General features: G+C 61.3%; 19 protein-coding genes and 1 tRNA gene. 13 read left to right on the top strand and 7 right to left on the bottom strand.

The genetic code is table 11. The features are described 5' to 3' along the window. The first annotated feature begins 625 nt into the window (after positions 1-625). The 4 genes from HOP58_RS19035 to HOP58_RS19020 all read left to right on the top strand — a co-directional run bounded on the left by HOP58_RS19035 (position 626) and on the right by HOP58_RS19020 (position 5,131). Positions 626-1,771: an ABC transporter ATP-binding protein gene (locus HOP58_RS19035; protein WP_234261209.1), complete on the top strand. Its 1,146-nt coding sequence runs from the start codon at positions 626-628 to the stop codon at positions 1,769-1,771. Between the two features lie 50 nt (positions 1,772-1,821). Further along, positions 1,822-2,943 carry an extracellular solute-binding protein gene (locus HOP58_RS19030; RefSeq protein WP_234261208.1) on the top strand — a complete coding sequence of 374 codons (1,122 nt, stop codon included), beginning with the start codon at positions 1,822-1,824 and terminating at the stop codon, positions 2,941-2,943. Between the two features lie 79 nt (positions 2,944-3,022). Next, the gene (locus HOP58_RS19025; RefSeq protein WP_234261207.1) at positions 3,023-4,276 is read left to right on the top strand and encodes an ABC transporter permease; all 1,254 of its coding nucleotides are present in this window, start codon (positions 3,023-3,025) and stop codon (positions 4,274-4,276) included. A 3-nt stretch (positions 4,277-4,279) separates the two neighbouring features. Then, on the top strand, positions 4,280-5,131 hold the full coding sequence (locus HOP58_RS19020) for an ABC transporter permease (RefSeq protein WP_234261206.1): 852 nt from the start codon (positions 4,280-4,282) through the stop codon (positions 5,129-5,131). Between the two features lie 62 nt (positions 5,132-5,193). On the opposite strand, the gene HOP58_RS19015 is transcribed toward HOP58_RS19020, so the two are convergent. Beyond that, positions 5,194-6,075 (bottom strand): LysR substrate-binding domain-containing protein, encoded by an 882-nt coding sequence (locus tag HOP58_RS19015; protein ID WP_086511885.1) that lies wholly within the window; start codon positions 6,073-6,075, stop codon positions 5,194-5,196. Between the two features lie 126 nt (positions 6,076-6,201). On the opposite strand from HOP58_RS19015, the gene phnC reads away from it, so the two are divergent. The 6 genes from phnC to HOP58_RS18985 all read left to right on the top strand — a co-directional run bounded on the left by phnC (position 6,202) and on the right by HOP58_RS18985 (position 11,270). Further along, the gene (gene phnC / locus HOP58_RS19010; protein WP_086511884.1) at positions 6,202-7,077 is read left to right on the top strand and encodes a phosphonate ABC transporter ATP-binding protein; all 876 of its coding nucleotides are present in this window, start codon (positions 6,202-6,204) and stop codon (positions 7,075-7,077) included. Positions 7,078-7,096: 19 nt separating this feature from the next. Continuing rightward, the gene (phnD, locus tag HOP58_RS19005; RefSeq protein WP_086511898.1) at positions 7,097-7,963 is read left to right on the top strand and encodes a phosphate/phosphite/phosphonate ABC transporter substrate-binding protein; all 867 of its coding nucleotides are present in this window, start codon (positions 7,097-7,099) and stop codon (positions 7,961-7,963) included. A gap of 8 nt (positions 7,964-7,971) precedes the next feature. Beyond that, positions 7,972-8,772 (top strand): phosphonate ABC transporter, permease protein PhnE, encoded by an 801-nt coding sequence (phnE, locus tag HOP58_RS19000; RefSeq protein ID WP_227408134.1) that lies wholly within the window; start codon positions 7,972-7,974, stop codon positions 8,770-8,772. 2 nt (positions 8,773-8,774) lie between these two features. Beyond that, positions 8,775-9,770 carry an NAD(P)-dependent oxidoreductase gene (locus tag HOP58_RS18995; protein WP_086511882.1) on the top strand — a complete coding sequence of 332 codons (996 nt, stop codon included), beginning with the start codon at positions 8,775-8,777 and terminating at the stop codon, positions 9,768-9,770. A 343-nt stretch (positions 9,771-10,113) separates the two neighbouring features. After that, a complete protein-coding gene (locus HOP58_RS18990; RefSeq protein WP_234261205.1) occupies positions 10,114-10,536 on the top strand; it encodes a hypothetical protein in 423 nt (140 codons plus the stop codon). 107 nt (positions 10,537-10,643) lie between these two features. Further along, positions 10,644-11,270 (top strand): hypothetical protein, encoded by a 627-nt coding sequence (locus tag HOP58_RS18985; protein WP_234261204.1) that lies wholly within the window; start codon positions 10,644-10,646, stop codon positions 11,268-11,270. A gap of 268 nt (positions 11,271-11,538) precedes the next feature. On the opposite strand, the gene HOP58_RS18980 is transcribed toward HOP58_RS18985, so the two are convergent. The 4 genes from HOP58_RS18980 to HOP58_RS18965 all read right to left on the bottom strand — a co-directional run bounded on the left by HOP58_RS18980 (position 11,539) and on the right by HOP58_RS18965 (position 16,569). Next, the gene (locus tag HOP58_RS18980) at positions 11,539-12,927 is read right to left on the bottom strand and encodes a sigma-54 dependent transcriptional regulator (RefSeq protein WP_010629582.1); all 1,389 of its coding nucleotides are present in this window, start codon (positions 12,925-12,927) and stop codon (positions 11,539-11,541) included. After that, on the bottom strand, positions 12,924-14,381 hold the full coding sequence (locus HOP58_RS18975; RefSeq protein ID WP_010629581.1) for an ATP-binding protein: 1,458 nt from the start codon (positions 14,379-14,381) through the stop codon (positions 12,924-12,926). Before HOP58_RS18975 ends, HOP58_RS18980 begins: the two co-directional genes overlap by 4 nt. A gap of 65 nt (positions 14,382-14,446) precedes the next feature. Then, a complete protein-coding gene (locus tag HOP58_RS18970) occupies positions 14,447-15,601 on the bottom strand; it encodes a PQQ-dependent sugar dehydrogenase (protein WP_234261203.1) in 1,155 nt (384 codons plus the stop codon). A gap of 92 nt (positions 15,602-15,693) precedes the next feature. Beyond that, a complete protein-coding gene (locus tag HOP58_RS18965) occupies positions 15,694-16,569 on the bottom strand; it encodes an AEC family transporter (RefSeq protein ID WP_234252766.1) in 876 nt (291 codons plus the stop codon). 196 nt (positions 16,570-16,765) lie between these two features. Here HOP58_RS18965 and HOP58_RS18960 point away from each other — a divergent pair, with 196 nt between their 5' ends. Both HOP58_RS18960 and HOP58_RS18955 read left to right on the top strand, forming a co-directional pair. Beyond that, a complete protein-coding gene (locus HOP58_RS18960) occupies positions 16,766-17,800 on the top strand; it encodes an extracellular solute-binding protein (RefSeq protein WP_234261202.1) in 1,035 nt (344 codons plus the stop codon). 125 nt (positions 17,801-17,925) lie between these two features. Further along, the gene (locus tag HOP58_RS18955) at positions 17,926-19,737 is read left to right on the top strand and encodes an ABC transporter ATP-binding protein (protein WP_234261201.1); all 1,812 of its coding nucleotides are present in this window, start codon (positions 17,926-17,928) and stop codon (positions 19,735-19,737) included. Between the two features lie 33 nt (positions 19,738-19,770). Here HOP58_RS18955 and HOP58_RS18950 read toward each other — a convergent pair whose 3' ends face one another. After that, entirely contained in the window at positions 19,771-20,364 is a 594-nt protein-coding gene (locus tag HOP58_RS18950; RefSeq protein WP_234261200.1) for a hypothetical protein, read from the bottom strand. A gap of 145 nt (positions 20,365-20,509) precedes the next feature. Here HOP58_RS18950 and HOP58_RS18945 point away from each other — a divergent pair. Then, positions 20,510-20,586, top strand: a tRNA-Ile gene (locus HOP58_RS18945). 289 nt (positions 20,587-20,875) lie between these two features. Here HOP58_RS18945 and HOP58_RS18940 read toward each other — a convergent pair. Beyond that, positions 20,876-22,756 carry an ATP-dependent endonuclease gene (locus HOP58_RS18940; RefSeq protein ID WP_234261199.1) on the bottom strand — a complete coding sequence of 627 codons (1,881 nt, stop codon included), beginning with the start codon at positions 22,754-22,756 and terminating at the stop codon, positions 20,876-20,878. Between the last annotated feature and the right edge of the window lie 5 nt (positions 22,757-22,761).

The following is a 22,761-nucleotide window of genomic DNA, read 5'->3' as shown; positions in this document are numbered from 1 at the left end:
CCGGAGGGTAGAATCGGTCATGGCGTATCCACTCATGTTGATTGAGATCTTGGTCGTGATCAATCAACAGGATACGCCACCCTTCCTACCTCCTCCCATACACCAGAAATCACCATAGCTCCCGGCGGCTAACAAGAGGGCGTAAGGCCCTCTGGATGGTAGGGTCAATAAAAATCATGACCTTGCTTTGTATGCCTTGTTGTAGACGCAGTCGAGAGGGTATGTCGAGGCGTGCAAGACGACATCGTAGCGCCTCAAGTCTGGCATCCTTGGCGAGCCATGCCTGCCTGACAGCGCTATCGAACCATACTCGTAGCGGCATTAATTGTGGACAGGAACTATACACGAAAATGACTTTGCCTGCCGAGGCGGTCGCATGTCCTCATTTTAATTAGGATTGAGCAGAAAAACAGAGCGTAATCATCGGGTTTTATTGAGTAACGGCGCGTAATCGATAAGGTCTCGCCTGTCCCGCCTTTGCTTCAACGCTTTTTGGACACAGCTGGGATTGCGGTGGATAGCGAGTAGCGCATAGGGTAGGAGGCTACAACGATAAAGAACCAGCCAGCTTGCGTGAGCGAAGCCATATTGCTTTGCAGGATCTGGTTGCGAGTGAGAACCCTGAATGAACGAAAGTTTGCAGCAAGGGCGCAATGACAGCGCAAGAGAAGCCAGTCATGCAGCGGAAGCGCACTTTGTGCGTTTCATCAATGTTCAGAAGAGCTACGACGGTGTCGAGCTGGTGGTGAAGGGGTTCGACCTCGACATACACAAGGGCGAATTCGTCACCCTGCTGGGGCCTTCCGGCTCGGGCAAGACCACCTGCCTGATGATGATGGCGGGCTTCGAGACTCCCACCCATGGTCAGATCCTGCTCAAGGGCGAGTCCATCAACGACCTGCCGCCGCACAAGCGGGGCATCGGCATGGTGTTTCAGAACTATGCACTCTTCCCCCATATGTCGGTTGCCGAAAATCTCGCCTTCCCGCTCGAGGTTCGTCGTCTCTCCAAGGCGGAAATCAAGCGCAAGGTAGCGCGGGCGTTGGCCATGGTGCGCCTGGAGAATTTCGGTGACCGGCGGCCGGCGCAGCTCTCGGGCGGGCAGCAGCAGCGGGTGGCACTGGCCCGGGCGCTGGTCTTCGAGCCCGAGCTGGTGCTGATGGACGAGCCACTGGGCGCACTGGACAAGAACCTGCGCGAGGAGATGCAGTACGAGATCAAGCGCATCCATGCCGAGCTGGGGGTCAGCATGATCTACGTGACCCACGACCAGACCGAAGCCTTGACCATGTCCGACCGCATCGCCGTGTTCAACGATGGCGTCGTGCAGCAGCTGGCAGCCCCCGAAACCCTCTACGAAGCCCCCGAGAACGCTTTCGTTGCCAACTTCATCGGTGAAAACAACCGGCTCTACGGCGAAGTGACGGAAATGATCGGCGACAAGTGCCAGGTGCGTCTCGACAGCGGGGAAACGGTACTGGCCAAGCCCGTTGCCGCTGGTGGCATAGGGGCGCGCACTACGCTTTCGCTGCGCCCCGAGCGTGTCGATATCATAGCGAGTGGGACAGAAACGTCTTTCGACAACCGCTTTCGCGCCGAGGTGAGAGAGGTGATCTATCTCGGCGACCACCTGCGCACGCGGGTCAGTGTATGCGGTAACGAAGAGTTCATTCTCAAGACGCCCAATGCAAAGAGCTATGCCTCGCTGAGGCCGGGGCAGTCGGTCGATATCGGCTGGTCCAGCGGCGACTGTCGGGCGCTGGATGCCTGACCTACGTCGAACCCATGGCAGTTCAACAAGAAGAAAGAGGAAGGTGGACGATGAAACGTAACACTCAACAAGCAGGGAAACCGGTACTCAAGCTGATGGTATGTGCCGTGGCCGGCGCCTCGGTCATGGGGCTGGCGAGCGTTGCCCAGGCTCAGCAGACGCTCAACATCGTCTCCTGGGGCGGGGCCTACAGCATGAGCCAGGAGCGGGCCTATCACGAGCCCTGGATGGAGAAGACCGGCGACAATATCGTCAACATCGACCGCAGCGCCAACGCCCTGGCCGGCCTGCGCGCCCAGTCCCAGGCGGGCAACGTCACCTGGGATCTGGTCGACATGCTGCCGGCGGATGCCATGATCGCCTGTGCCGAGGGTTTGATCGAGCCGCTCGATCACGATGAACTGCTGGCGCCGGCACCCGACGGGACGCCTGCCAGTGAAGACTTCGTCGATGGCGCGCTGGGCGAATGCTTCGTGGCATCGATCGTCTACTCCAACATCGTTGCCTTCAATAGCTCGATGTTCCCCGAGGACCAGCAACCGAGCACCATCGAGGACGTGTTCGACCTGGAGAACTATCCCGGCCAGCGTGCTCTGATGCGGCGGCCGATCAACAACATGGAGTGGGCCCTGATCGCCGACGGCGTCGACCGCGATGACGTCTACGACATGCTCGAGACGGAAGAGGGCATTCAGCGTGCCTTCGCCAAGCTCGACACCATCAAGGACCACGTCATCTGGTGGGAGGAGGGCTCGCAGCCACCGCAGCTTCTGGCAGACCGTGAGGTCGCCTTCGCCTCGGCCTACAACGGTCGTATCTTCGATGCCATGGTGAGCGAGAACCAGCCCTTCGAGATCATCTGGGACGCCCAGGTCTTCGAGCTGGATGGCTGGGTGGTACCGACCGGCAAGCTCGACAAGGTGCGCGACTATCTCCACTTCGCCACCGACACCCAGCGGCTGGCCGACCAGGCTCAGTACATCTCCTATGGCCCGGCCCGCTACTCCTCTTCGGATAAGGTCTCCGTGCATGCGGAAACGGGTATCGACATGATGCCGCACATGCCGACATTCCCGCCCAACTTCGCCACCGCGCTCCAGAAGGACGATGAGTTCTGGGCCGACTACAGCGACGAGCTGAATCAGCGTTTCGACGCCTGGCTGGCTCAGTAAGGTGTGATCGCCGCCCGGCTGCTGGCCGGGCGGCGCTATCCGCCGCCTTCGTTGTCATGTTGCCTTCCGGAGGGCCAGAGTGTCCGATTCTCCTGCATCCCCATTGACCACTGCCGATGGCGTGCCGCTCAAGGTCAGCCTGCGCCGCGCCGTGAGGCGCTCGAAGATCAAGGCTTTCCTGCTGGTATCGCCGCTGCTGCTGTTTCTCGTCGTTGCCTTCGTCATGCCCATCTTCGAAATGCTGTGGCGCAGCGTCGACAATCCCGAAGTGTCGACCCACCTGTCGCGCACCGTCGAGGCCCTGGAGGGCTGGGACAGAGAGTCATTGCCCGCGGAGGAGGTATTCGCGGCGCTGGCCGAGGATCTGCGCGAAGGACAGCAGGCACGCAACCTGGGGCTGCTGTCGAGCCGCCTGAACTACGAGAAGTCGGGCATGCGCTCGGCCATTACCCGTACCGCCCGCGGCCTTGGCACGATCGAACCGCCCTACCGTGAAGGGCTGATCGAGCTCAATGCCAACTGGGGCGAGATCGATACCTGGAAGCTGATACAGCGTGAGGCCTCACCGCTGACGATCAGCTACTACCTGGCGGCGGTGGACCGTCAGCTCACTCCCGATGGCGAAATCGTCCGCGCACCCGAATCCCAGCGCCTGCACGTCACGCTGTTCTGGCGCACGCTGTGGATGAGCCTGGTCATCACCGGCATGACGCTGCTGCTCGGCTATCCGGTGGCCTTCCTGCTGGCCAGCCTGCCGCTGCGCTATTCCAATCTGCTGATGATCCTGGTGCTGCTGCCGTTCTGGACGTCGCTGCTGGTACGCACGACGACCTGGATCGCCATTCTGCAGTCGCAGGGGGTATTCAACGACTTGATGGTGGCCATCGGGGTGATCGCCGACGATGCACGCTGGCAGATGATCCACAACAAGACCGGCACCATCATTGCCATGACCCACATCCTGCTGCCGTTCATGATCCTGCCGCTGTACTCGGTGATGAAGACCATCCCACCGAGCTACATGCGTGCGGCGCGTTCCCTGGGCGGCCGACCATTCCTGTGCTTCCGGCGCGTCTACTTCCCGCTCACCATTCCGGGCATTGCTGCCGGGGGGATCCTGGTGTTCATCCTTTCGATCGGCTACTACATCACCCCGGCACTGGTCGGTGGCCAGTCGGGACGCTTCATCACCAACTATATCGCCTACCACATGCAGACCTCTCTCAACTGGGGTCTGGCTGCAGCAATCGCTTCGATCCTGCTGTTCGTGGTGGTGGTGTTCTACCTGGTATTCAATCGCCTGATCGGCGTCGACAAGGTCAAGCTGGGGTAAACGATGGCCATACCTTCCTATGCCACCCGCGGCGAGCGCATCTGGCACTACGTATTCCTCGGAATCTGCGCGCTCATTTTCCTGTTCCTGGTGGGGCCGCTGCTGATCATCATCCCGCTGTCCTTCAATGCGCAACCTTACTTCACCTTCTCCCAGGAGATGCTCTCCCTCGACCCAGCGGGCTATTCGCTGCGCTGGTACCAGGATTTCTTCACCTCACGAGCCTGGCTGCACGCGATCAAGAACAGCTTCATCATCGGCATCGCCTCGACGATCCTGGCCACCATTCTGGGCACCGTCGCGGCACTGGGGCTTTCGAGCCGCCACATGCCGGCTCGCAGTGTCATCATGGCGCTGCTGATCTCGCCGATGATCGTACCGCTGATCATCTCCGCTGCCGCCATGTTCTTCTTCTTCTCCAAGGTCAATTTGGCCCAGACCTATCTCGGCGTGATTCTGGCGCATACCGCGCTCGGGATACCCTTCGTCGTGATCACCGTGACGGCAACGCTGTCGAGCTTCGATACGACCTTGATCAAGGCAGCCCATAGCCTGGGTGCCAACCCGACGCGAACCTTCTTCAAGGTCGTGCTGCCGCTGGTCACCCCCGGGGTCGTATCCGGCGCTCTATTCGCCTTCATCACCTCCTTCGATGAGGTGGTGGTGGTGCTGTTCATTTCCGGTCCCGAGCAGCGCACCATGCCGATACAGATGTGGTCCGGCATCCGCGAGCAGATCAGCCCGACCATTCTTGCCGTCGCCACGCTGCTGGTACTGCTCTCCATGCTGCTGCTGACGACGCTGGAGCTGCTGCGTCGGCGTAGTGAGCGACTGCGGGGTGTCACACCGGAATAAATCCCACCCTCTCGCTTCGGCAAGAAAAAGGGTATACGGATTTAATGGTTGATGGGGCACCTTCACCCTCCAACTCGTGACGCCTCCGCCACGGCCAAAAACTTACTGATTAATGAGGCTTCTGCCCGGTCCTTGAGACAGATGACGTGCGCGTGTGTATAGAGCTCCAACCCTGCCACGGGTAAGGCCACCAATCGCTTACTGGGCGTAAAAGCCGTTTGCGCGACGACGCCCAACCCCAAGCCCTGAGCCACAGCTTCGCGAACGGCTTCCCGGCTGCCCATCTCCACGGATGTGCGCACTCTCACCCCCGCGGCGGCCAGGCCGAGCTCGAACACGGTGCGCGTGCGTGAACCATCTTCGCGCATCACAAATTCCTGATCCTGCAGGTCATGCAGAGTCAATGAACTTTTACGGGCCAGCGGATGGCCCACGGCGGCGAACACGACCAACAGTTGCCGCTTGAACGGCATACACCACACATTGGGGTCATCCACGTGATGCAACACCACACCCACATCATCTTCCTGATCCAGGACGCGTCGGGTGATCAGGCGCGAATCGCCCATGCAGACAGACACTCGCACCTGCGGGTACTGCTCGCGGAATCGTTTGATCATCGGCGTCACGTTGTAGGGCCCTATGGCCCCGACTTTCAAATGGCCCTGATACTGGCAACGGGCACTGAGCAGTAGCAACATGGCTTGCTGTTCGGTCTGATAAAGGCGGCTGGTGGTTTCGTGCAGCAGTTTGCCAAAGTCCGTCAGCTCGGCACCGCGCGGCGTGCGGTGCAATAACTCCACACCGTAGCGGGTTTCCAGGCGGCTCAAGTGGGCGGAAACCGTAGGCTGGCGCAATCCCAAAAAGCGGGCGGCGGCGGACAGGCTGCCACAGCGGGCAACCGCTTCGAAGGCTCGAAGTTCGGCGCTGGATGAATTTGTCATTACTCACTCCGCGAGACTATAGACTCCACCTATACCCTAAGCGGTAAATATGTCGATTTAATTAATAGGCACGTCATCAAGGCTCGGCATACTGTCGGCTCCAACCCCTGGAGAGGAGCCAAGATTATGTCGAGCACCAACACCGAGGCCGCCGCCCGGGATACTGCATCCCCGAGCCAACCGGCACAACTTCAAACCGAACAATTGAGTGTGACCTACAGCAACGGTCATCAAGCGTTACAGCCCAACTCCCTGGCCTTTGCGCAAGGCGAGTTTGTGGTTCTATTGGGCGCTTCCGGTGCCGGTAAGTCCACGTTGCTGCGTTGTTTGAACGGGCTCGTAAAGCCTTCACAAGGCAAAGTCCTGTCTTCGGCTTGTGGGGATATCGCTACGGCCGAAGCACGGCGAGCCCACCGCCGCCAAACGGGCATGATTTTTCAGCAACATCACCTGATTGGGCGGCTGTCCGTTTTGGACAATGTGTTGCTTGGGCGTATTGGCTACCACAACAGCTGGCGCACCCTGTTGCCCTGGTCCAAAGATGAGAAGCGCATGGCGCTGGCGGCCATTGATCGTGTGGGTCTGTTGGACTATGCCCTGCAGCGGGCCGACCAATTGTCCGGCGGGCAACAGCAGCGTGTTGGTGTGGCCCGGGCGCTGATTCAGCAGCCTTCCATTTTGCTGGCCGACGAACCTGTGGCCAGTCTCGACCCCGCCACGGCGGAGCAACTGCTGACCCTGATTCACAGCATCTGTAAGAGCGATGGACTGACCGCTATCGTCAGTTTGCACCAAGTGAATTTCGCCCGGCGTTTTGCCGACCGCATTGTCGGTCTGCGTAGCGGTGCCGTGGTATTCGACGGCCTGCCCGGCGCGCTCACCGAGGCCGCCGCCCATGGACTTTATCAACGACCGGACAAAGCCAAATCCACGCAAGAACAACCTCAACAGGCCTTGCGGAATGAGCCATTCCGCGATGCTCCACTTCCTTCAGCCCTGTAAATTACTCTCGGAGATTATTATGAAACTGCATTGGCTATTTGTTGCCTGCTTAAGCTTATTGACCCTGGTTTGCACACCGGCATTTGCCGAAGGGAAAGACCCTTCTCGCCTGCGTGTCGCCCTGCTTCCCGATGAAAACGCCTCCACTCTGATTCAAAACGCTCAGCCACTAAAACAATATTTGGAAAAAACCCTGGGCAAACGCATCGAAATTGTGGTCACCACGGATTACTCCTCCATGATTGAAGCCATGCGTTTCGGCCGTATTGAAGTGGCTTACTTTGGCCCCTTGTCCTATGTGTTAGCCAAGTCCCTCGCGCCCGGTCTGGAGCCGTTCGCTGTAGGCGTTGAAGACGGTACTCCCACCTACCACTCCGTCATCATCGCCAACGCCGCCGGCCCGGTGAAATCTTTGGCGGATGTACGCGGTCAGTCTTTTGGTTATGGTGACCAAGCGTCCACTTCCAGTCATTTGGTTCCGAGAGCACACCTGTTCAACCAAGTCGGACTGGATGGCGATAAAGACTATCGACCGGTACACCTGGGGACTCACGATGCGGTAGCCCGGGCGGTTCAGGCGGGGCAGATTCCGGCCGGCGCTCTGTCCAAACCCATCTACGATATGTTGGTGGCTCGCGGTACGGTGGACGCCAGCAAATTGGTAGAGCTGGAGCTAACTGCACCGATTCCCAACTATCCCATTGTCATGCAGGGCGACTTGGCTCCGGCGCTGAAGCAGTCCATTCGCGATGCGTTTTTGAACATGTCGAGCCCCGAAGTACTGGCGGCGTTTCGGGTTGAAGGCTTTGCCGCCACCGACGATTCGGCCTATGACGTGCTGCGTGATACCGCCCGCATTCTGAACATAAACCTGGGAGAAATGTAATGAGCTCGGTGGCAACACCATCCTACGACCACCTCCTGGGCCAAGCCCGGACCCAAGCGGTGCGCAAGGCACGTTTGGTGGCCGTGATTTTGGCGGTATGTCTGGCGGCTCTCGCAATCACCGGCTTTTTTGACCCGGCGCGCTTCATTGAGGGCGGCCCGGCCATCGCACAGCTGGCTTCGGAAATGGTGCCACCCAACTTTAGCCGTTGGCAGCACTGGCTTAAACCGCTATTGGATACTTTAGCCATGTCCATTGCGGGCACGGTGCTGGCGGTGCTGTTGTCACTGCCACTGGCATTGCTGGCGGCGGCGAACACCTCGCCCAACCCCTGGGTGTACCACAGTGCACGAACGCTGTTGGCGGCGCTGCGCTCCGTACCCGAAATCATATTGGGCATACTGTTCGTGGCTGCGGTGGGTTTTGGCGCATTGCCCGGTGTGCTGGCTCTGGCGCTGCACTCGGTGGGCATGGTGGGCAAGTTCTACGCCGAAGCCATAGAGCATGTAGACCCCAAACCCCTGGAGGCGGCCAGTGCCGCCGGGGCTAGCCGCATGCAGGTGATTACCCACTCGGTAATGCCCCAAGTGCTACCGCAATTGGCGGACATCACCATCTACCGCTGGGAATATCACTTCCGTGCCTCGGCGGTGTTGGGCATCGTCGGTGCCGGTGGTATCGGTTTTGAATTAATGGCCGCTCTGCGCCTGATTAACTACGCCGAAGTATCGGCCATATTGCTGGCAATTCTGGCCTGCGTTGTTGTGGTAGACGGCATAGGTGCCGCTTTGCGAAAAAGGCTTCGATAACTATGACAGACAAGATTTTGATCACCCACCCGGTACACGAGGATGTATACCACCGATTGGCTGCCGTAGCCGAGGTGGACATGAACCCCGATCTGGAACCCTGGCCCTACGCTGAAGTGTGCCGCCGCGCCGCCGACGCTACCGCCATCATGGGTTTTATGACGGACCGAGTGGACACCGAATTACTGACCAACGCACCGCGGTTAAAAATCATCGCCTGCGCGCTGAAAGGCTACGACAACTACGATGCCGAGGCCTGCGCCCAAGCCGGGGTGTGGCTCAGCATTGTGCCGGACCTGCTCACCGCCCCCACGGCTGAACTGGCCGTGGCGCTGGCGCTGGGTCTCGCCCGTCATGTGCGCGCAGGTGATGCCTTTGTCCGGCAAGGCAATTACCGTGGTTGGCGTCCGCACTTTTACGGCTACGGATTGCACAATTCCACCGTCGCCGTACTGGGGCTTGGCCGTTTGGGCAGCGCCCTGGTGGAGCGCTTGCAGGGGTTTGGGTGCGCCCGAATACTGGGTGTGGACACTCACGCCAGCTTACCGGGGGTGGTGAATTGCTCGCTTCAGGACGCGCTGGCGCAAGCGGACTTTGTGTTTTCTTTGTTGCCGTTGTCCGAAGAAACCTGGCACCTTCTGGATGCCGCGCACTTGCGTGCCTGTAAGCCGGGCCAACTGCTGATCAATGTGGGACGCGGCTCTGTGGTGGATGAATTGGCGGTAGCCGACGTGCTAGCGGAAGGCCGCCTGGGGGGCTACGCCGCCGACGTGTTCAGTTGCGAAGATTGGGCTTATCTGGAGCGTTTGCGAAAAATTCCGGACGCTTTGTTGCTGGCCGAAAACACCCTGTTCACTCCCCATTTGGGTTCGGCTGTACACAGTGCCCGACGCGCCATAGAACACCGGGCTGCGGACAACATTCTGGCCGTGCTCGCCGGACGCGCGCCCGAAGACGCGGTCGCCGAGGCTGAGATACGCCTAGCCGTCTGCCCATAACACCATCGTCAGCCGGGGAGGCGGGGCCAGGCCCAGTCTCCCAGCTTACCTCTCGCCCCAACCTGCTGATTTGGGGAGATCAACCAGCTATTCCGGATACCCAAGAAAAACAGGGAGACGTCGCGACGTCTCCCTGTTTGTCGTGGTCAGCCGGGTTTGGGCTGTGGCAAAGCTGCCCATGTGTCAGTTTGAGCCACCTTTCTTGCCGATTTTAGATCACCTCATTTCGCCGAATCTCTCTATAAGTAATTGTTTTTTATATATTATAAGAAATATCAGGAAGAGTGGCACGACCTGTGCTGCTATCAGGAAGAGAATGAATCAATCAGGGAGAGGAACCCAGATGAGCCATAGAACGCGTGCAAGCAAACCTGCCAGGCAGATGACCGCCTTGGCCTCGGCAGTGGCTCTGGCGCTAGGAACGCTGTCTCTTGCTGGTTGCGGCAATGACGATGACGTGCCGCCTGTCGAGGAAGAGCGTCCGGTCACGGAAGAGCAGACTTCCCCGATGCAGGACACCACGGCCGATCCGGGCATCGATCAGACCGATACGGCTGCTGGCGACGGTTCGGCAGAGCCGATCACAGGGGCCGAGGACAGCCCTGAAGGTATGGGTGACGCAGCTCCCGAGCAGGAGCCGCTGCCTGAAGCCGAGCAAGAGCCGGTCCCCGATGAGGACGAGCTCGATGGTCAGCAGGACGCTATGGACCAAGGACAGGCCGACGATCCCTTGGTTGAAGAGGAAGAAGAGCAAGGTGGTAACTGATCTCTCGATCTGACCCCTTTCGCTTCGTGCCGCCATCCGGACGATGGCGGCTCAGGGCAGGACGCCCATCACATTTCGCGCAAGGCGATACCGCAGGAGGTGGAATCATGATGTCCAAGGAATTTCTGAAGAAGCTAGGCATCGTTGGTGTGACCATGGGGCTGACTGCCAGCCCGTTCGCACTGGCCCAGCAGACCCAGACTCAGCAGGACGAGTTCCAGACTCAAGAACAAGCCCAGGATCCGGCTGAAGCCGTGCAAGGCGCTCCGGGTGCAGAGCCCACGCCGGGCACTGACGCCGCGCCGGGCATTGGCGCCGACCCTGCTCCGATGGAGGATGGCGTGGCCCCGGGTGAAGCCGACCCGGCCTTCCCGGATACCGGTACCGACACCGCACCGGGCACCACTGCTCCGGGCACCACTGCTCCGGGCGCCGACCCGGGCATGCAGACCGATCCGGGGGCTGAGACCATGCCTGGTGCCGCTGACGGCGCACCTGGCGCCGAGCCCACTCCGGGCACTGATGCAGCGCCCGGCGGCCCTGGTGCCGACCCCGCTCCGATGGAGGATGGCGTAGCACCGGGTGCTGATCCGGCCGCTCCGGGTATGCAGCAGGAAGGTGAGGCTGGCTTCGGTGAAGGCACCGAGCCGATGCCGGGCAACGACGGTTACGATGCGACCTCTCCGGAAGAGGAGATCGGCCCGGGTGCCGCTGGCACCACCGGCAACCAGTAACCGAGCAGACCATGGCAGCGAACGAACAGGGAAGTAACCGGGTTCGCTGCCGAGGATGGAGGAGGCAACGCAGGGATGCCGAGCCTCTTCCCCTCAGAGCATGACGCGCCGCAATTGGCTGACGGCCCGCCACCCTCCCCCCTTGCACCGTCAGCGAGTTGCATGGCGTACTTCGCCCCCGCGCTCCCACGGGGGCTTTTTTACGTTTCCTGTCCCTATGTCCTGTCGCTATGTCAGTTGCGTTCGGGTCGTAACGTCTGAATAGTCGTCAATCCTCCTCCAGCCGCCGGTAGAGCGTGCGTCTGGCGATGCCGAGAATGTCCGCCGTGCGCCGCTTGTTGCCTCCGGTGGCCTCCAGCACCTTCTGGATATAGCGCTTCTCGACTTCCTCGAGACTCGGCCAGCTCTGCTGGCTGCGAGCGACGAGGGCACTGCCGGCTTCGATCTGACGTACCACGCCACGCTGCTCCTGGCCATGCTGACGAATGCGTTCCGGCAGGTCGGCGTGGCTGAGCAGCCCTTCCTCGGCCAGGGTCACCGCCCGCATGATGGCGTTCTCGAGCTCCCGCACATTGCCGGGGTAGGGGTAGTCGAGCAGGGTCTGGAGCGCCATGGGTTCTACACTTTCGATGCGCTTGCCCTGGGCCGTGGCGTGCTTCTCGATCAGTGCCGACACTAGGCGTTCGATGTCGCCCTGGCGTTCGCGCAGCGGCGGAATGCGCAGGGAGAAGGTTTCCAGCCTATAGAACAGGTCGCTGCGGAAATTGCCGCTCTCGATCTCCTGCTCGAGGTCGCGGTGAGTGGCGGCGATGATTCGCACGTCCACCGACTCTTCCTTCTCGGCACCCACGGCCTTGACCATCTTCTCCTGCAGGGCGCGCAGCAGTTTGGCCTGCAGCCCGGGCGACATCTCGCCGATCTCATCAAGGAACAGGCTGCCGCCGTTGGCGGCCTGAAACAGGCCCTGGCGTGAATCGCTGGCTCCGGTGAAGGCCCCCTTCACGTGGCCGAAGAACTCGCTCTCCATCAACTCTGAAGGGATGCTGGCGCAATTGACGGCAATAAAGGGTTCGGTGGCGCGGGGGCTTTCGGCATGAATGGCACGCGCCAACAACTCCTTGCCGGTGCCGCTCTCGCCGAGGATCAGAATCGGCGCGTCGCTCTTGGCCAAGCGTGCCGCATCGTGGAACAGCGCCTGCATCGTTTCGCTCTCCCCAACGATGCCATGGAAATGACCGGGCGACTCTCCCTGCTGGAAGCGTTCGGCCAGACGCCGGTTCTCCAGCACGCGGTAGACCGCTTCGCCCACGCTTTCCAGATCGAGCGGTTTGGTCAGAAAGTCGTCGGCTCCGATCTTCAGCGCCTCGACGGCCTGATCGATGGTGCCGAAGGCGGTGATCACGATGAAACCTACCCGGCTACCCTCCTGGCGAAGCTGTTCGAGCAGCTGCATGCCGCTCATGCCGGGCAAACGCACGTCACTGATGATCATGGCCACTTCGCTGTGGCTCAAGGTGAGCATGGCTTCCTCGGCGCTGCTGACACCGAGCGTCTTGTAGCCGGCTTCCTGGAGCTCTTCCTCGAGCAGCTCCAGGATGGCGGCGTCATCCTCGACGACCAGTATCGGCAGATCGGATTGGGTGTGGCTTCCTGTCACGTGGCAGTCCCTCCTTCATCGCTATCGTTCAGTGGCAGCCCGATCTCGAAGCCGGCTCCCCCCAGCTCGCTGTCGTAAACACCGACAGTGCCGCCATGATCGTTAATGATTCGATGTACCATGGATAATCCCAGACCGCTGCCCTGACCCACGGGCTTGGTGGTGAAGAACGGGTCGAAGACTTTCGGTTTGTCCTGGTCGGAGATTCCCGGGCCATCGTCCTCTATCCACAGAGTCAACCAGCCCTCCTTGTCCTGTGCGCGGATGCGCACGCGTTCGACGCCCTTGGCCTGTGCCGCGTTGCGTAGCAGGTTGGTCAGTACCTGTATCAGCTGTTGGCCGTTGGCCAGCAGCGGCGGTGTCGTCGCGGGCAGGTCGAGTTCGAGCCGGATGTCGCTTTGTTCGAAATCCTCCTCGACCAGTTCGCGGGTGGTCTCGAGCAGTTCGGCGAGCTGCAGCGGTTCCTTCTCGACGTTGTGGCGCCGGCCCAGTTCCATCAGCTGGCGCACGATCTCGACGATACGCTCCACCTCTCCGCGTATGCGACCAAGCCTGGTGCGGTCCGCGTCGGTGAGCGTCTCGCGGCGTGAGAGGCGCTGCGCCTGGCCGTTGATCACCGTCAACGGGGCGCCGATTTCATGGGCGACACCCGCAGCCAGCACGCCGAGCTCGGCGAGCTTCTTCGATTTGCGCAGTCGCTTCTCGAGTTCGATCTCCTTGCGCCGACGTGTCTCGATATCGGCGTCCTTCTCGGCCATGGCATCGAGCATGCCATTCAGGGCCACCGCCAGGCGTTCGTACTCCTGCGGACCCTCGGCTTCGGCGCGCTGCTCCCGGTCGCCGGCCTCCACTCGCTGCATGACGGCCAGCAGCCGCTCCAGCGGGCGCTCGATATGGCGGCGAAAGCCCCACCAGATACCCAGCACGATCCCGGCCGCGCCGACGACGAATGCCAGCAGCGCCAGTTGGCTGAGAAAACCGGTGTAGTTCTCGATCCCGGTGTTGAGCCGGTTGACCTGCAGTACGCCCTGCACCTCGCCGGTGTTGGACATCAGCGGCTTCAGAGCGGAGTAGTAATGCCAGCCGTCGTGTTCGCGATAGGCCGCGCGCATTTCGCCGCGCTCGGCGACCTCGCGGATGGTTTCCGGGCTGAACAGGGCTTGCCCCAGGCCGAGCCCGTAGATCTCGCGTCCGTTGGCGTCGAAGACATAGGCGCCGTAGATACGATGGAAGGAGAACGCGGAGTAGAGCGACTCCTCGAGCGGCTCGGTGGCGTTGCGGCTGAGGGCGTGGCTCAGGGTCGTGCCGATGACGTTGGTGATGACCTGGACTTCCCGCTCGAGGCGAGTGCGCACGTTATCCTCGAGCGACTTGATGGCCACCAGGCTGAATATCAGCAGCACGAGGAACAGCGGTGCTATGACGGTGATGAGGATGAGATTGCGTAGGCGCATGGCATCTCGCAGGCAGCATTAGACGAATGCGGCACCAGCCCACACGGACCGGTGCCGCGCTTGAGTCACTCCACCGGCCGTAGCCGGTAGAGGCTGCCTTGCGCCTCGTCATTGACCAGGTAGATGGCACCATCGTGCCCCTGGTGCACGCCGCGGATGCGTCCTATCTGCCCATCCAGCACCACTTCGCTGTCGACCACCTGCTCACCGTCGACTCTCAAGCGGTATAGCCGCTCGCCACGCAGCCCGCCGGCCAGCAGGTCGCCCTGCCATTCGCCGAAGGTGGCCGAGGTCACCTGAGCCAGGCCGGAGGGGGCGAAGGGCGCTTCGAAGACATGGATCGGGTCCTGCATTCCCGGCAGGGAGTCCTCGCCGATGGGCTCGCGGGTGCCATAGTCGCGCCCCTGGCTGACCTCGGGCCAGCCGTAGTTTTCTCCCGCGACGATGAGATTGAGCTCGTCGCCGCCGAAGGGGCCGTGTTCGGTGGCCCAGACCTCACCCTGCTCGGTCACCACCATGCCCTGGATGTTGCGGTTGCCGAGGGTGTAGATCTCGGCCCGGGTGGCATCTTCGTCGGTGAAGGGGTTGTCGTCGGGAGCGCTGCCGTCGGCGGCTAGCCGCAGCACGCTGCCGGCATGATCGTCTGCCGCCTGGGCGCGTTCAGGTGTGCCTCGGTCGCCGATGGACATCAGCAGGGTCTCGTCGGGCAGCCAGGCGAGCCGTGAGCCATAGTGCCGCCCGGGGCCGGAGAAGCGGTCCTGTTCGAACAGCGTCTCGACGTCGCTCAGGGCATCGTCGCTCAGTCTGGCGCGGTTCAAGGCCGTTGCCGTGCCGCCGTCGCCGGGCTTGCTCCAAGTGAAGTAGAGCCAGTCGTGCTCACCGTCACCGTAGCGGGGGTGCAGCGTGACGTCGAGCAGGCCGCCCTGGCCTTGAGCGCTGACCTCGGGCACGCCCTCGAGATGCGTGATGCTGCCGTCCTCATCGATCAGCGCCAGGCGTCCCGGCCGCTCGGTGACCAGAAAGCGCCCGTCGGGCAGCATGGTTACCGCCCAGGGGTTCTCGAGACCCTCGGCAATGCGCTCCAGGCGTAGCTCCAAGTGTTCGGTGGAGAGACTCTCTTCGATGACTTCGGCGCCGACCGCTGCGGTGGCCAGGACAGTACCGCTTGCCGCGATACCTGCCAGCACAACGACGGACAATGGCTTGTTTGCTTCGTGCATGACTTCCTCCCTTGCATTTCTTTGCCGCCCCAGAAGATAGAGACTGTGGTGCAGCCGGGGTGTTCCCTTCACCCCTCGGTCTCGCTTGCCGGCTACATCAGGATAGCCAGCAGAATGGGCAAGTAGAACAGCGCCAGCAACGTCGAGCAGAACACCAGGCTGGCAACGTATTCCGGTTCCCGCTTGGCGCGCTGAGCGAACAGGTAGTTGAACACCGCCACCGGCATGCACATCTGCAATATCAGGATGCTGAGTGCCAGCGGCGGCAGGTTCAGCAGCGTGCCGATACCCCAGGCCAACAGTGCGGCGATGGGGATGCGCAGCAGGCTGAAACCGATGCCCGTTTTCAGGTTCTTCACCTTGATGCTCGCCAGCGACACCCCCAGCGTGATCAGCATCAGCGGCACCGTGAAACCCGAGATCAGGTCGACGCTGTTGGCCAGCCACAGCGGCAGCCCGGTATCCGTCAGCAGCAGGAGCAGTGCTATCAGGATAGCGTAAACCGTAGGCGTCCTGAGCAGAGTCTTCAAAGGATTGCCGGTACTGGCAAAGATGGCGCCGATGGTGAACTGGAACAGCGAGACCGTCACCATTACCGTGATACCGAAAGCGAAGCCCGCGCTGCCGAAGGCGTAGAGCACCACCGGCAGGCCCATGTTGCCGGTGTTGGGGTACATCATCGGGGCCAGCAACACTCGCCAATCCTGCTTCAGCAGCCGCGCCATGGCGAAGGTGGCGCCGCCCATCAGTATTATCACCAGGGCGGTGGCCAGCATGGTGCGCCCGAAGCTGCCGGCATCGATGTCGGCACCCGTGAGCGAGGCGATGACCAGGGCCGGCGTGCCGATGTTGAAGACCAGGCGGGTGACGAAGTCGACGGGAAAGGGATGTCCCAGGCGGATCCACGTGAAGCCCAGTCCGGCACCGGCCAGAATGGGGGCCATGACGGCGAAGAGATCGGGGATCATCGAGCATCCTTGGCGGTGGAAAGCCCAGTATTGTCGTGAAGAGTGATGAGGTGATGCAAGTTCACCACGTGTTGCTCGACGCTGAACGTAACGTTGCCGCCCCGGCTGGTGTGTCTTTGTTTACTAATGATTACCATTACTTCTCATGCCGTGGCGGTTTTCGCCCGGTCCAGGTCACTACCGGAAGCCACCACCGATGCCGACTTCGCTTCACCGCACCCTCGTGCCGCTGACGTTTACCTTGTTGGCCACCCCCATCGCCATGGCCAACGAGCCGTTGAGGATTACGGGCTCACGCCTGAACGATTCTCAGGCACCGATATTTACCACCTTCACCGAGGCCACGGGCATCCCCGTCGAGCTGGTGACGCTGACCATGGATGAGCTTGCCGAGGCCATGGCAAGCGAGGCCGAGCCACCGGTAGACGTGATCATGGTTGTCGACAGTAGCAACATTCACGCCCAGGTGGAGGCCGGCTGGTTTCAGCCGTTCGAGTCGGAGTGGATCGAAACACGGGTGCCGGAGGCGCTGCGCAACCTCGAGGCAGGTTGGAGCGGTTATGCCACGCGGGCCCGCGTCATTTACGTCAATCCCGATAAGCTCGATTGGACGCCGCAGAGCTACGAGGCGCTGGCGGACCAGCGTCTAACCGGCCAGCTGTGTCTGGGCAGTGGCCGCTCGCCCTACAACGTTTCGCTGATGAGTTCGATGGTCCTGCATCACGGCGAAGCCGAGGCCGAGCGCTGGGCGAGAGCACTGGTGGCCAATCTGGCCCAGCCCACCGGCGGCCGCGACGGCGAGCTGCTTCGTGCGGTGGCCGAGCCGGGCGATTGCGCCGTGACCGTGGCCAACCATTATTACTACCTGCGCATGCTCGAGTCCGCTGATGAAGCGGAGAGGGCCCTGGCCGAGCAGCTCGAGCTTGTCTGGCCCAACCAGGAGGGAGAAGGCCTTGACGGTCGCGGTGCCTACCGTAACGTGGCTGGGTTTGGTATGGCCCGCGGTACGCCCCGCGCCGAAGCAGCCTTGCGCTTCCTCGAGCACACGGCGGCAGACGAGGTACAGCAAGACGTCGCCGCAGGCATTTTCTACCCTGTCGTTGCTGAGGTGGGTGAAGCAAATGCACAGCGACGACTGGGCGCAGCGCGCATGGATCCTGCATCCATGAGCGAGTTGGGCGAGCACGCCGAGGCGGCTCGTGCGCTGCTCGAGAAAGTGAACTGGCAGTAACCCGCTTCCGCAGTAGCGCTTTCCCTCAGCCTGATGCCGAGCCCGACACGACCGGGCTCGGCTTCGCCTTGGTGCAAGTGGCGCGAAACCGTTAAGCTGCGAATCTTGTTCGCCAGGAATCTCTCATGTCAGCCAACGCTTCCGCCAACAGTTTCCATGCGCTGGTGCGTCTGCTGCGCTACGCGCGCGGCTACCGGCGCCGCATCGTTGCCGCCACCACCTGCTCGGTGATCAACAAGATCTTCGACATCGCCCCCGAGATCCTCATCGGCGTGGCCATCGACGTGGTGGTCAACCAGGAGCGCAGTTTCGTCGCCCGGCTCGGCTTCACCACGCCCCAGGAGCAGATCCTGGTGCTCGCCGTGCTCACCTTCTTCATCTGGGCCGGCGAGTCGATCTTCGAATACCTCTACAAGATCCTGTGGCGCAACCTGGCCCAGCGCCTGCAGGCCGACATGCGCCTGGATACCTACGAGCACGCTCAGCGTCTCGACATGGCCTACTTCGAGTCGAAGAGCTCGGGTCAGCTGGTGGCGACCATGAACGACGACGTCAACCAGCTCGAGCGCTTCCTCGACGGCGGCGCCAACTCGTTGATCCAGGTCGGCGTCACCGTGGTGGCGGTGGGCGCAGTGTTCTTCGTCATCTCGCCGTTGATCGCGCTGCTCGCCTTCACGCCGATCCCGCTGATCATCTGGGGCGCCTTCTTCTTCCAGCGCAAGGCCGGCCCGCTCTACGCCGACGTGCGCGAAAAGGTGGGCGATCTCGCCAGCCGGCTCTCCAACAACCTCTCCGGCATCGCCACCATCAAGAGCTTCACCAGCGAGGCGCGGGAGGCCGAGCGGCTGCGCACGGTCAGCGAGGCCTACGTGGAGGCCAACCGCCGCGCCATCCGGGTCAGCTCCGCCTTCATTCCGGTGATCCGCATGGCGATCCTGGCCGGCTTCCTGGCCACCTTCACCGTGGGTGGCATGCTGGCGCTGCGCGGCGACCTCAACGTGGGCGCCTACGGGGTGCTGGTATTCCTCACCCAGCGCCTGCTGTGGCCGCTTACCGGCCTTGCCGAGGTGATCGACCTGTTCGAACGCGCCATGGCCAGCACGCGGCGTATCCTCGACCTGCTGGCGGTGCCGATCACGGTGAAGGACAACGAAGGCAAGCCGCTAGCCGAGCCGGTGCGCGGCGAGGTGAGCTTCGCAGCGGTGGGCTTCCGCTATGCGGCCAGCGGGGTCGGCGTCGACGGCATCAGCCTGCACGTGCCCGCTGGCAACACCCTGGCGCTGGTGGGCGCCACCGGCTCCGGCAAGTCGACCCTGATGAAGCTGCTGCTGCGCTTCTACGACCCCTCGGCCGGTGAGGTGAGTATCGACGGCCAGCCGATTGCCGAGGTCAGCCTCGAATCGCTGCGCCAGGCCATCGGCCTGGTGAGTCAGGACGTCTATCTGTTCGAGGGCTCGATCCGCGACAACATCGCCTACGGCAAGCCCGATGCCAGCGAAGAGGCAGTGATCGAGGCGGCACGCACCGCCGAGGCATGGGAGTTCATTCAGGCGCTGCCCCAGGGGCTCGATACCGCCGTGGGCGAGCGCGGCGTGCGCCTGTCCGGCGGCCAGCGTCAGCGCCTCTCCCTGGCCCGGGCGCTGCTCAAGGACCCGCCGATCCTGGTACTGGATGAAGCCACCAGCGCGGTGGACAACGAAACCGAGGCGGCCATCCAGCGCTCGCTGGCCAAGATCGGCCACGGCCGCACCGTGATCATGATCGCCCACCGGCTCTCCACCATCGTTCATGCCGACGAGATCGTGGTAGTCGACGGCGGCAAAGTGGTAGAGCAGGGCAGCCACGCCGAGCTGCTCCAGCGCGGCGGTCGTTACGCCGCCCAATGGCGGGTACAGACCGGAGCGCTGGAGGAGAGCGAGGTGCTGGGCTCTGCCTAGGCTGAGCGGCGGTGACAGTGCGACAGCAGCCGTTTACCTCACCAGTAGGGCGTCGAGCCTGACCGGCACCTCATCGCCGATCTGTTCGTAGCCGAGCAGCAGCATCACCGAGCGCAGGGTGGGGTCCGCCATCAGCGCCTGGCCATCCAGCGCCACCCGCTCGGCGTTGGTCACCTGCACCTCGGCGCTGCTTGTCTTGGTGAAGCGCACCGGCAGCGACTCCTGGCGTACGTTGTTTCCTGAACGCACCGTCATCGTCAGAGTTTCCACCAGCGACTCGCCCACCTCGAGCCGCTCCAGCCGCTCGGGCGGAAACTGGGTGGTCAGGGTGGCCATGGGCCGCTCGGTCAGGCCGGAGAGCCACGGCGGCAGCGGCCCCAGCCGCTCCACCACGTCGCTCTGGTTGAGCCGCAGCGGCAGCTCCAGGGTGCCGTTCGTACTGGCACTGCCGCTCAGCCGGCGCACCTCGTGCTGGCGGGGGATGGGGCCGTCGGGGGCGATCTGCATCACGGTGGCCGACACCCGCGAACGCTCCGGGTCGAGCTCCCAGGCGGAAAGCGGCAGGGCAAACAGCAGGGCGGTGGCGCCCAGCGGCAACAGCGAGAAAGAAGCGAAAAGGCGTTTCATGAGCGGTGCGTCTCCAGGAGCGAAAGGCTCACCCCAGAAGACACGCCAAACGCCGGGAAGTGCCCGACGCAGCGGCGCGAATTTGCCGCCGCCCAGGCTCTGGCCACGCCCATCAGCTTTCGCTATCATACGGCGGCGCAATGCAGGGCCTATAGCTCAGTTGGTTAGAGCAGGGGACTCATAATCCCTTGGTCGCTGGTTCGAGTCCAGCTGGGCCCACCATTAAAATCAATCGCTTGCGATTCTTGCTTGGCGATTCCCATAGTCCGAGGGTACACTGCCGATCCTTCAGCCCCCCTGGAGATTTTCAGTCCACTCTAGTGCCACGCTCGACCAGACCCACCGACGAATGATCACTGGCATCGAGCCATACACCGAATTTTTAGCGGCTACAGTCGCGACTTGGCCTTGTCGTTTCACTTTCTGGCTTTGAATATCACCGACGCGAGATATGGAACTCATCAATTTTGTATGGTTTCCCGCAGGGGAGGGAAAATGATTTCATGCATAACTATTTGCCCTCTGCCTTGGCCAAGATTTGCAAAAGCATCTCCGGCACCTCTCCCTCGGCCTTGAGTGTTGCCGTGCGGTACGCAAGCTGATTCTTTGAAAGCTTTATGCCTGTATCAGTCTCTACGCTTTCGCAGGCCGTAAACCATTCCTTCCAGTTCTCGGAAAGAAACGTTTCAAGGTGATCTTCAAAGATTGCTACTTTGTCAGCAGCAACGGCAGATGGAAAATCTTCTTCAGGCATACCGAAATACCGCAGTAGCTTGCAGTTCTCCGTTGCATGGTTGTTTCGCTCTCTATCGATATCTTCTTGCTTTTTGTTTTTCGCTTTGGCGCGCGCCTCAAACCCGCCATCCGCATCAAAGAGTGCGTAAACAGGCACGCCAATTGAGGTCAGGATCGCATGCGCGAGCGGTATTGATGTTTTTGATCCTACGGGAACAATCGAGACATCTGCCGCCTCAAGAGAGCCGAGAGAAAACCTATCGCCGATACCGTAGAACACGGATGACTCTGTCGGGCCTTCCACGAGGAAAGCACGGTTCGCGAAAAGTGCTATGGCGAGCTGGTCGGCAACGTTATGGTCAAGCCGACGATCTACTACATCACCGTCCACTACTCCCTGAAGCGTAGTTTTCACATCAGCAACCGTTGCGTAGTGAACAGAAACTACCGGAGTCGCGTCAGCCGATCTCGTCAGCCGTCTAACCTGGTCGAAATGGCGAGCCTCAAGGAAGTAGGGGCTATGAGTTGCATAAGTCACTTGGATGCGTTTACCAGTATCTTCAGCGAGCGACCTGAGTACCTTTGCAAAGGCTTGAGCCTGGATCGGGTGCTGAAAGAGCTCCGGCTCCTCGATAGCTAAGCAGATGACCCCCTCAGCTGAAGCTGCGCCCGACTGTGCCAAGAGCTGGAGCGCCGAGATCAGAATCGTGCGCTGAAAGCCATGCCCCTGTCGTTCCACAGCTGTCTCGGTTGTGCCATCGAGAACTGCCACCTCGAATGTGGTCCGGGGTGCCTTGAGCTCTACCTCCGCTGGGGAAACCGTGACAGCCCGACCAGGTGAATAAGACGTGACGATCTGATTGAGCTGAGTGGTAATGGAATCAAGCTGTTCCTTGAACTTTTCCTCGTAGACTTGTTGCTGCTTCGTACGCGACTCCTCGACAATTTTCGCGATTTCCTCATCAGCGGCGGTACGATCAACTGAACGCTCAAGAATTCTGCCAATGATGCTCGACTTTCCATCGACCGACTCTTCGCTTGCGCGAAGGTCGGCAGTGACCAGGACGAAGTCGAAGAGACCGCTCATCTTGCCGCCGCTGTTGAAGCCAAAAAAATTTGTCTGGAGTGCTTCGGGAGCGTCGACAAGTTGATCGGTGTGATCAGCCTCCCATGCCGTCATCGCTTGTTCAACGGCTGCGCCTGTGTTGGCTGACGGGAGATTCAACTCTGAGCGGTTACGTCGAAGTTCGGCGTACAGTTCCTTCTTCGTGGTCGCACTACCTGCCGCCTTGATTGCGTTGAAATCCGGGAAGCTCTTTGCATTGGCGGAGAGCACATCGGATCCATCAGATGATCGGCGCTTCCATGCGGTGAACGAGGAGGCTCCTTCCGGCGCGTACTTGCCAAGCGCCTCACGGTCCTTTTCGGTGAGGTCAGAGAATGTGACCTGAACCTCGATGTCCTCGTCAATCGCCCCAAAGGAGCAGTCTTGCTCTGTCAGCGCCCCGGGCTTGCCGTTGAAGAACCAATCGAGTGCACGGAGCACGGTTGATTTTCCAGCACCGTTCGGCCCGATGAAGGTCGTAACGGAATCAAAGGGAATCGTCACGTTTTTCAACGTGCGAAAGTTCTTGATGCGAACGGATTGGATCTTCATGACAA

It is taken from the genome of Halomonas sp. MCCC 1A11062, from assembly GCF_021404355.1.
Taxonomy (GTDB): Bacteria; Pseudomonadota; Gammaproteobacteria; order Pseudomonadales; family Halomonadaceae; genus Halomonas; species Halomonas aerodenitrificans.
The sequence above is the reverse complement of the archived record's forward strand: the minus strand, read 5'-3'. Positions and strand labels throughout refer to the sequence as shown.